The sequence below is a fragment of the Dietzia sp. HMSC21D01 genome, from assembly GCF_001815995.1.
GTDB classification, from domain to species: Bacteria; Actinomycetota; Actinomycetes; order Mycobacteriales; family Mycobacteriaceae; genus Dietzia; species Dietzia cinnamea.
Map to the genome: position 1 here is coordinate 1 of NZ_KV823607.1, position 10,101 is coordinate 10,101.

The 10,101-nt window shown below is 72.1% G+C and carries 9 protein-coding genes; all 9 read right to left on the bottom strand.

Annotated features, from left to right (window positions below):
* Positions 1-58: 58 nt before the first annotated feature.
* Entirely contained in the window at positions 59-1,432 is a 1,374-nt protein-coding gene (locus HMPREF3086_RS00365) for an 8-oxoguanine deaminase (protein WP_256386747.1), read from the bottom strand.
* Positions 1,429-2,838 carry an amidohydrolase family protein gene (locus tag HMPREF3086_RS00370; protein WP_070719675.1) on the bottom strand — a complete coding sequence of 470 codons (1,410 nt, stop codon included), beginning with the start codon at positions 2,836-2,838 and terminating at the stop codon, positions 1,429-1,431. The genes HMPREF3086_RS00365 and HMPREF3086_RS00370 overlap by 4 nt, the downstream gene beginning before the upstream one ends.
* A 43-nt stretch (positions 2,839-2,881) precedes the next feature.
* Positions 2,882-3,511: a pyridoxamine 5'-phosphate oxidase family protein gene (locus HMPREF3086_RS00375; protein ID WP_061914915.1), complete on the bottom strand. Its 630-nt coding sequence runs from the start codon at positions 3,509-3,511 to the stop codon at positions 2,882-2,884.
* Positions 3,508-4,338, bottom strand: a complete 831-nt coding sequence (locus HMPREF3086_RS00380; RefSeq protein WP_061914912.1) for a creatininase family protein — start codon at positions 4,336-4,338, stop codon at positions 3,508-3,510. Before HMPREF3086_RS00380 ends, HMPREF3086_RS00375 begins: the two co-directional genes overlap by 4 nt.
* Positions 4,326-5,654: an FAD-binding oxidoreductase gene (locus HMPREF3086_RS00385; RefSeq protein WP_141763928.1), complete on the bottom strand. Its 1,329-nt coding sequence runs from the start codon at positions 5,652-5,654 to the stop codon at positions 4,326-4,328. The genes HMPREF3086_RS00380 and HMPREF3086_RS00385 overlap by 13 nt, the downstream gene beginning before the upstream one ends.
* Before the next feature lie 46 nt (positions 5,655-5,700).
* Positions 5,701-6,900: an ABC transporter substrate-binding protein gene (locus HMPREF3086_RS00390; RefSeq protein ID WP_232303054.1), complete on the bottom strand. Its 1,200-nt coding sequence runs from the start codon at positions 6,898-6,900 to the stop codon at positions 5,701-5,703.
* A 143-nt stretch (positions 6,901-7,043) separates the two neighbouring features.
* Entirely contained in the window at positions 7,044-7,997 is a 954-nt protein-coding gene (locus tag HMPREF3086_RS00395; RefSeq protein ID WP_239550511.1) for an ABC transporter permease, read from the bottom strand.
* Entirely contained in the window at positions 7,997-8,794 is a 798-nt protein-coding gene (locus HMPREF3086_RS00400; RefSeq protein ID WP_061914909.1) for an ABC transporter ATP-binding protein, read from the bottom strand. Before HMPREF3086_RS00400 ends, HMPREF3086_RS00395 begins: the two co-directional genes overlap by 1 nt.
* Positions 8,791-10,101: amidohydrolase family protein (locus tag HMPREF3086_RS00405; RefSeq protein WP_070719676.1), on the bottom strand; the 1,311-nt coding region annotated here is incomplete at its 5' end. The genes HMPREF3086_RS00400 and HMPREF3086_RS00405, both read right to left, overlap by 4 nt.

Here is a 10,101-nt window from a genome sequence, read left to right on the forward strand (position 1 = left end):
CGTCGGCGCGGGAGGCGGGGCGGTGCAGTTCGGTGACGCTGACCAGGTCCATCGCCGCTCACCCCGCCTTCGAGAGCAGGCGCCTGCGGGCGGCCACCACGTCGCGAGCCACGGCGTCGGCGTCCACGGTGACCACGCGGTCGTCGGCCACCACCCGGCGGCCCTGGACCCACACCCCGCGCAGCGGCGGCCGCGAGCCCAGGACCAGCGCGACGACGGGATCGTCGATCCCCGCCAGCGCCGGGGTGTCGAGGCGCCACAGCGCGACGTCGGCCAGGTAGCCGGGGGCGAGCCGCCCGATCTCGTCGGCGCGACCGAGCACGGTGGCCCCGCCGACGGTCGCCATCCGAAGCGCCGTGCGCACGTCCATCGCCCGCGGGCCGCCGGTGGCGCGGGCCAGCAGCAGCGACGTGTGCATCTCCTCCCACAGCACGCTCGACTCGTTGCTCGCCGCGCCGTCCACCCCGAGCCCGACCGGGATCCCGGCCGCCAGCATGTCCGGCACCCGCGCGATCCCGGCGCCCAGGCGGCCGTTGGAGACGGGACAGTGCGCGGCACCCATCCCGCCGGCTGCCATCGCGGCGATCGCGGCGTCGTCGAGGTGCACGGTGTGCGCGAACCACACGTCGGGACCCACCCACCCCACGGACTCCATGTACTCCATGGGCGTGCTGCCGAAGCGCTCGCGGCAGAACACCTCTTCGTCGTCGGTCTCGGCCAGATGGGTGTGCAGCCGAACGCCCTTCTCGCGGGCGAGGTCAGCGCTGGCGCGCAACAGGTCGCCGGTCACCGAGAACGGTGAGCAGGGCGCCACGGCGATGCGGCACATCGACTCCGGCGAGTCGTCGTGGAACCGGTCGATGACGTCGGCCGTGCCGGCGAGGATCGCGTCGGTGCTCTCGACCACCGAGTCCGGGGGCAGGCCACCGTCGCTGCGGCCCAGGTCCATCGAGCCGCGACTCGGGTGGAACCGCAGGCCCACCGCGGCGGCGGCGCCGATCTCGGCGGCGAACACGTCCCCGGCGTCGGCCGGCACGACGTAGTGGTGGTCCGTGGTCGTGGTGCACCCGCCCAGCGCGAGCTGCGCGAGCCCACCGAGTGCCGCGGTGCGCACGTCGTCGGCCGTGATGCCCGCCCACACCGGGTACAGCGTGGTCAGCCACTCGAACAGCGTCGAGTCCGCCGCCAGGCCGCGGGTGAGCCACTGGTAGAGGTGATGGTGGGTGTTGATCAGGCCGGGCGTGGCGACGCAGCCGGTCCCGTCGACCCGCTCGACGTCGGACGGTATGAGCGCCGGGTCGCACGGGCCCTCACCCACCGCGACGATCCGCGAGCCGTCGAGCAGCACGTGCCCGTTCGCGTACTCGGCGCCTGCGGTGCCGGGGCCGTCCATGGTGACGACCGCGCAGTTCTCGATGAGCACGGTGGTCACGACCGCACCAGCCCCGACTCGGATGCCCGCGCGAAGGCGGGCGTGAAGCCCCGCACGCGCGCCGAGCGGATCATGCGGTCGGTGAGCTGCGCGTCGGCCTCGTCGGCCAGGGGGTGCAGGTTGCGCGCGCCCTCGGCGACCAGGCGCCCGCCCACGTAGACGTGGGTGAGGTTGCGCAGTGAGCAGGCCAGGACGTACGTGGCGACCGGGTTCCAGATCGGGCCGGTGGCGGGCCTGGTGGGGTCGACGACGACGAGGTCCGCGTGTTTCCCGACCTCCACACTGCCGATCCTGCCGGACAGGCCGAGGGCCTCCGCCGCCCCGAGGGTGTGCATCCGCAGGACCTCGCGGGCGGCCAGGACCGCGGCATCGGAGTGGACGGCGCGTTGGGTGTACAGGCCGATCCGCATGTTCTGGAACGGGTCGGACACGTCGGTGCAGGACTGGTCGTCCAGGCCCATGCCGACGCGGATCCCGGCGTCGCGGTAGCGGGTGATGTCGGCGATGCCCGAGCCGAGCCGGCCGTTGGAGGTGGCCTGCCAGATCACGGCCGAGTCGGTCTCGGCCACGCGGTCGACCATGTGGTCGGTGGGGTGGACGAAGTGGCCGAACGCGAAGTCCGGTCCGAGCACCCCGGCCCGGTCGTACCAGTCGAACTTGGCCCGCTGCACCTCGAGGTGCTCGGCGGTCTCCACGAAGTGTGCCTGGTTGCCGACGCCGTGGGTCGCCATGGCGTGGCGCTCGCGTTCGGCGGTGACCGGCGACGACGACCACTGCACCGACCCGAACACCGACCCGCCCAGGTCCAGTTCCCGCGGCACGGTGCGCAGGCGGTGGTCGGTGACGTGGGCGAACGCCTCGAAGCACTCGTCCTCGGGGAGCTGCTCGTCGTCGAGCCGCGTCGAGGTGACGCAGCGGAGTCCGGAGTCGGCCTGGGCGTCGATCTGCCGGGTGAGGAAGTCGACGTCATGGACCCGCTCGGCCTTCAGGGTGGAGCTGGAGTGGTCGAACACGGCCACCACCCGGCTCTGCGTGAAGTTGTAGGCGCTGGTCACGCCGTTGCGCAGGAAGTCCAGGCAGCCGGCGAGGGTGAACCAGTACAGGTCCTCGGCCTCCGCGCCGACCATCATCTCGCCCATCCGCGAGACCCACCCGTACAGCGTGTCGTCGGGGGCAATGCCGCGCATGCCGGCCGTGAACAGGTGACTGTGCGCGGAGACGAATCCGGGTGCCAGGATCGCGCCGCCCAGGTCGTGGACGTCTCCCGGCAGGCCGGGCGGCGGGTCGCCGGGGCCGAGTCCGGCGATGAGGCCGCCGTCGTCAACATGGACCCAGCCGTGGAACCAGGCGGGGGCTGCCGGGTCGGCGGACACCGGCAGGACCAGCGCGTCGGTGAAGGTGATCATGGGGGCTCTCTCGATCTGTAGTGTGCTCGCTCCGGCCGGCTGCTCAGCCGGGCAGTTCGACGGCCCGCCACCGCTGCCCGTCCGACACGAACCGACGGCGGTGGGACGGTTCCGCCCGTCCCGCGGCCCAGAAGGTCACCGTCTCGGGGCGGATCCGCATGCCCAACCACGTCTCGGGGGGCAGCACCGGCGACGGGCCCAGTCGGTCGACGGCCGCCGCCCACACCCGGCGACGGCCGGGCGGTCCGAGCTCGGCCGTGGCATCGTCATTGGTCCAGGCCAGGAGCTTGAGGTACTCACAGCGGGCGTCATAGCTCTGCAGTCGCTCGGCCCGGTCCGTCGGCTCGGCGACACCGGTGACGGTGAGCTGGCGGGTCCGGTCCGGGGCGACCACCACGAGCGTCGCCCGCGGATCGGCCGCCAGATCGAGCGACTTCTGCGACCGCGAGTCCGTGTGGAAGGTCGGTCCCTCCGCCGTGGCCCCCGAGACCAGCAGGTGCCGACAGTGCGGGGTGCCGTCGGGGCCGACGGTGGCCAGGACGCCCAGCGGCGGGTCATCGGGATCGATCGCCAACCACGCGACCATCGCCTCGAGCGGGTCGTCGGTGGGCCCGGGCATGGTGACCACGGGCGCGACGTCGGGCGTCATGTCGGAGGCCTCGGCGGCGGTCATCGGGTGCCTCGACCGACAGAGTGAGCAGCGGCCGCGGTCGCGACGGCCGTGACGCCTCGCGCCGGGTCGAACGCGGCGATCTCGCCCAGCGCGCCGACCACGGTCTCCACGTGCCGGGCCACCAACCGCACGCCGGTGTCGGCGTCGGCCCCGGTCGGATCGCCGATCACCCCGGTGTCGGACAGGTCATCGGCCAGCCAGCCGAACTTCACCGGGCCGGTGAACCCGATGTGCTCGCAGCCGGCGATCCCGTCCGGCACCCTCGCCTCAGCCGCGGACATGTCGACCAGCTCGGGATGCAGGTGCAGCATCATCGACGTCTCCGCCCACCCGGCGTGGATACCCATTCCCAGCTCGGTGGGGCCCGGTTCGGCCCGGCCGGCGTAGAGGAAGGTCCGCAAGCCGGAGCGGCGGCGCAGTTCTCGCAGCGCCACCTCGAGTAGCGCCGAGTTGCCGCCGTGGCAGTTGACGAACAACACCCGCCCGAACCCACTGGCCCGCAGCGCCGACCCCAGCTCAACGACCTGCCGGAACAGTGTCTCGCCGCTGATCCACAGGGCCCCGGTGAGGTTGGCGTGCTCGTCGCTCTTGGTGTATCCGAGCGCGGGCATCAGCCAGGCATCCACGCCCGCCTCACCGGCGGCGGCCACCGCGCGGGCGGCCACGTGCTCGGCGACGAGCAGGTCGGTCGCCAGCGGCAGGTGCGGGCCGTGGGGCTCGATCGCGCCGGCGGGGATCACGGCGATCGGATCCTCGACCCCGACGCGAGCGGCCTCGACGGTGGTGAGGTCGGCGTAGCGCCGCTGCCGCCCGATCACGCGTCCCACCGGCCCGGGTTGAGCAGGCCGAACGGGTCAGTACGTGCCGCCAGGGCCCGGACGGCCTCGGTGCCGTGGTCCACCCGGTACTGGTGCGGCGAGTGCACGCGCACCCCGAGGGCCTCGAGCGCGGGCACGCCCTCGTATGCCGCCTCGGCCGTGGTGAAGTGACCGTTGAGCATCCCGAACATCCGCCCGTGGCCGGCCTCGAGGTGGAGGGTGCCGCCCGGGTAGACGGCCTCCACCTCGTCGAGTCGCTCGACCAGTGCGTCGCCCTGGCATTCCATGTGGAACCACGTGTCCGGTTCGGCCTTCTGCAGCCAGTGGGTCGGGTGGTTGTACGACAGGGTGGAGACCTTGATCGACTCGTTGACCCCCTTGCGGACCGCCTCGACCACTCCCCCGGCCTCGACGACGACCGCCTCGACCTGCTCGACCGCGGCGGCGTCGACGATCGTCCGCAGGCTCGCCCGTCCCGCGGGGATCGCGTCGTCGTCGGGCAGGCAGGACGCGACGTGCGCCCCGTCGGCCGAACACAGGCGCGGCGCCGGCTCGACCCGGTGCACCCGCCGCACGGCGTCGAACGCCTCGTGGTGGTCGGCGAAGCTCGCGTACACGCACCGCCAGTCCTGAAGCGGCTCGATCCGGACCGTCGCGCGCACGATGATCCCCGCGACGCCGTAGGTGTGGACGAACGGCTGGGCGTCCGCCCCCTCCAGGTGGACGATCTCGGCGTCCTCGTGGGCGAACACCACGTCGAGCGCCTCGACGAACCCCTCGTGGTTGCGGCCGTGCACGATCGTGCCGGTGCCGGCCGACCCCCCGGCGAGGAAGCCGCCCAACGTGGACTGCACGGTCGAGGGGTACATCCACAGCTGTCTGCCGTGCCGGTCGGCCAGCCGCTTCTCCAACGTGAGCATCCGGACGCCGGCCTCGGCGGTGACCACACCCGCCTCCGGGTCCACGTGGTCGATCCCGCGCAGCGCGGTCATGTCCAGCACGAGCCCGCCGTGCAGGGGGACGACCTGCCCGTAGTTGCCGGTGCCCTTTCCCCGCGAGGTGATAGGCACGCGGCGGCGCACGGCCGCGCGGACCACGGCGGACACCTGCTCCACGGTGGTCGGTCGGCACACCACCTCGGGGCGGCCGATCGGCCACTGGGCCCGCAGGATCGGGCTGAGGTAGGAGCCGTCCCTGGAGGCCCTGTCCAGGGCATGGTCGTCGGTGCGGACGGCGTCGGGGCCGAGCAGCTCGAGCAGGTCGTCGACCAGGCCGGCGACATCGGCGGTCGCGTGGGTGGTCGCGTCGGTGGCTGTCGCGGTCACGAGGGTCTCCGTTCGGATAGGGCGGCAGGGCTCACTCGAGCACCGGTCACTTGAGCCCGATGGCCGGGTCGATGAAGCGGTTGGTGGCGACGGTCTCGGGCGAGACGTCGGCGGCGATCTCGACGTTCGCGGCCTCGTAGACGCCCTTGACCTTGGAGACCATGTCGGCGAGGCGGTCCTCCTCGAAGTCACCGATCGTGGCGTTGGGGCCGTTGCCAACCAGCTCGCGCTCGAGCATGGCCTCGACCGCGAAGTCGGCGAGCTCGGCGCTGTAGACCCAGCCGGTGTTGAACTGCTCGACGGCGTCGACGATCACCGCGTTGGTGCGCGCCGGGTCCTCGAAGTACTCGACCTCTGCCTGCTGCAGCACGGGCACCAGCTTCTCGAGGCACGCGGCGTCGTCCTCGAGTTCGGCGCTACGGACGGCCATCATCGACTTGTAGATCGGGTAGCCGAGGTCGTGGAGCAGCTGGTAGGCGACCGGCTTTCCCCATTCGGGGACCTCGTTCTCGTAGATGAACGGTTCGGCGCTGGCGAAGCCCTGCTGGGCGACCGCGCCGCCGGAGGCGACGAAGTTCGAGGGCGAGCCGTCGTAGCTGCCGTCAACCTGGGCGGGGTCGAGGACGCCCTCACCGAGGAGGTAGTCCATGTAGGCGTTGCCCTCGAAGTACAGGACCCTGGTGTTCTCGTCCTTGAGGTCGGCGACCGTCTCGACGTCCGGGTAGGTCTCGGGGTCCCACATGATCATCTGCGGGTTGATGTCGAGCGGCGCGAAGACGCCGATGGTGGGGTTGTTCAGCGAGTTCTGGACCGCCTGGTCGGCGTCCACGTAGCCGAGCATGATGTCGGGGTCCTGGTACATCTGTGCGGTGACCTGCTGGAACCCGATGGCCGGGCCGCCGGCTCTGACCTCGATGTCCACGCCGGTGTACTCGCCGGAGGCGAACAGCGGCCCGGAGACCGACTTGGCGCCGGCGTCGATGGTCGGCTCGGGGCCCAGCAGTTCGTAGAGGTGGCCGTGCTCGGCCTCGGGGTTCCAGTCGGTCTGGACCACGATCTTCTCCGCGCACACGTCGCTGAGGTCGACCGCGCCGATCTCGCCGCTGTAGCCGGAGGCCTCTGCGGACTCGGAGCCGCCGCAGGCGGTGAGGGTGACGGCGCCGAGGGCGCACAGCGCGGCCACGGAGACTGCGGACCGGGGCGCGGTGGGACGGGGGGTGTCGGTGCGGGTGACGGTTCGTCGCATGGGAACTCCTGGATCGGATGGCGGGTGAAGGGTGCCGATGGGCGTATTGATGTGATCAATAACGAAGAGTGAACATCGGCCGTGTTTCGGCGGTGTTGCGGGTTCGGTCGTGTGTCGTTACGGCTGGTGACGCACGGTAGCGACTAGCGATCGGTGTCCGGGTTGTACCAACTCCCCACGACCCGGCGCGAGAGCAGGCCGAAGAACAGGAACACGGCCACGCCGAGCAGGGAGGCCAGGATGATCGAGGCGAACAACTCCGGCGCCTGCAGCCGCGCCCGGAAGGTGTCGATGAGGATGCCGATCCCCGGCTCCCCCTGCTTGAAGAAGAAGTCGCCGACGATCGCGCCGACCACCGACAGCCCGGCCGCCACCCGCAGACCCTCGAACAGCGCCGGCAGGGCGGCGGGGGCCTCGAGCTTGCGCAGCACCGTCAACCGGCCGGCGTGGTGCAGCGTGAAGAGCCGGCGCAGGCCCGGGTCGACGGACTTCAGCCCGAACAGGGTGTTGGAGACGATCGGGAACAACGCGATGAGCACGCACACGAACACCCGGGCGGTGAAACCGAAGCCGAACCAGAACCCGATGAGCGGCACCAGCGCGAGGATCGGGATGCACTGCAGCACCACCGCGTACGGGAACAGCGAGCGCTCGGCCCACTTCTCCTGACTCATCACGACCGCCCACACCACTCCGATCACGAACGCGATCGCCAGCCCGGTCAGCGCGACGGTCGCGGTCCGCCCGAGCGCCTCGAGCATGTCCGGCATGTCGGGCCCGAACAGGCCGTCAGTGACCACCACGTGCGGCGCCGGCAGCAGGAACCGCCGCGACGGTTCGAGCACCGCGTAGCTCACGAAGTACCACAGGCCCAGCACCGCGGCGAGAACCGCGAGCGGCCCACCGTAGCGCACCGCGGGTCCGTCGGCCGACAGCCACTGCCGGCTACGGACCACCGGGGGCGTCTCCGCTCCCCCGGCCGGTCCCGTGACGGGGTCGCTGCCCACGTCGGAGGTGATGACCTCGTCGTCGCCGTCGGTACCCACAGTCGGCCCGGAGGCGCGGGCGGTGATCCCGTTCATCAGTGTGCCTCTCATCAGTGTGCCTCCTCGAGCGCCTGGGAAACCTCGCCGACGAGGTTGATGTATTCCGCCGTGTAGCGGATCTCGGGGTCGCGCGCCGGGCCGAACGGCACGTCGACCGAGTGGACGATGCGCCCCGGCCGGCCGGACATGACCACCACACGGGTGGACAGGTACACCGCCTCCGCGACCGAGTGGGTGATGAAGAGCCCGGCGAACCGCTTGGCCGCGAACAGCCCCAACAGCTCGTCGCCGAGCCGCTGGCGGGTGATCTCATCGAGCGCCCCGAACGGCTCGTCGAACAGGAACAACTCCGGATCCAACGTCAGGGACCGCGCCAGGGAGACGCGCATCTTCATGCCGCCGGAGAGCTCGCGGGGCAGCGACTGCTCGAACCCGGCGAGGCCCACCAGTTCGATCGCTGCCGCCGCGCGGTCGCGCCGCTCGACTCGGGGGATGCCGTCGAGTTCGGCGAGCATCTCCACGTTCTGCGCGACGGTGCGCCACGGCAGCAGGGTCGCGTCCTGGAAGACGTAGCCGATGCGGTCGGTCCCGGTCTGCATGTAGCCGTCGGTGTGCGTGGCCAGCCCAGAGGCCAGGCTGAGCAGCGTCGACTTGCCGCAGCCGGAGGGGCCCACCACGCTGACGAACTCGCCTGCGCGGATCCGCAGGTCGACGCCGTCGAGCGCGCGGGTGCCGTTGGGGTAGGTCACGCCGACGTCGGAGAAGCCGAGGAGCTCGGAGCCGGGCGAGGCGGTGGGTGGTGATGTGGTCGGCGCAGTGGACTGGGTGGTGACCGAGGGCGTGGTCATGGGGTCTCCTCACTCGTGGCGGGGGTGGTGGTCGCGGGGGTCGGGGCGGCGCTGGACGGCGTGAAGGGGTCGACGACGAGGGCTGCCCTCGCGGACACCACGCGGCCTGCTCGCAGGACGATCCGGTCGGCGGGCGCGTCGGCGATCACGTCGTCGATCCCACTGGCGCGGACGAGCAGCAGATCGGCGCGGCGACCGACCTCGGGGCCGGCGGGCGGCAGGCCCATGACCTCGCGGGCGCCGTCGGTGACCAGGTGCCACGCGGTGTCCATGTCGAGGTGGGCTGCCACGACCAGCAACATCGCGGTCTCGGTGGCGTCGGAGCGGCCCACCGGGTTGAAGGGGTCGCGGACGTTGTCGGCACCCGCCGCCACGGTGACGCCGCCGTCGAGGAGTGTGCGGATCGGCGGCAGGCCGCGCGGAGTGGACGTGCACTCGGCACGGCCCTGCAGGTAGAGGTTGGTGATCGGCAGCGTCACCACCCCGACGCCCGCCCCGCTCAGCGCGACGGCCGCGCCCGCCTGCCTGGCGGCGTCCAGGGCGCCGATCCGACAGCAGTGCCCCGCGGTCCGGATCCGACCGGGCTCCCACGCCGCTACCCTGTCGGTGAACGGGCCGAGCATGGCGTGGTCCCCGTCTAGGAACTCGTCGACGTGCAGGTCGACGCCTGTGCCCAGTTCCTCGGCGAGGTCGACGAGCCGGTGGGTCTCGGCGGCGGTGTCCGTGGCCAGATGCGGGGCGCCGCCGATGAGGTCAGCCCCGGCCGCGATCGCGGCTCGGACGCGGGCGCCGCTGTCCTCCTCGCGGACCATCACGGCAATCTGGAGGTCCAGCACCTCGGCGAGCTCGTCACGGACCCGCACGAGGGCCCGCACGCCGCGGAGCGGGTCGCCGTCGGAGTGCAGATCCACGTGGCTCCGGACCGCCGTCGTGCCGTTGGCCACCAGGCGCCGCGCGGCGATCAGGGCACGGGCGTGGATCTCGTGGGTGTCCACGGTCGCGGCGTGGGCCCGCCAGGCCTCGATCGCTTCGCCGAGGTCACACCCCGGTGGGCGGGTCGAGCCCCAGCTCAGCGCCTTGTCGAGGTGGGCGTGCGGCTCGGCCGGCGCCGTCAGAGCGAGAAAGCCGCGGCCGTCGATGATCGCCGGGCCCGGAGCCGCCGCGGCACCGGTGAGACTGGCGGCGCAACCGCCGACATCGCCGGCGCCGCCTGGGGCGCGGACCGCCACGACCGTGTCGCCGACGATGTCCAGGTCGACCACGCGACCGTCGACCAGTCGCACCCCGGCGATGCGGTCGACCTGCCG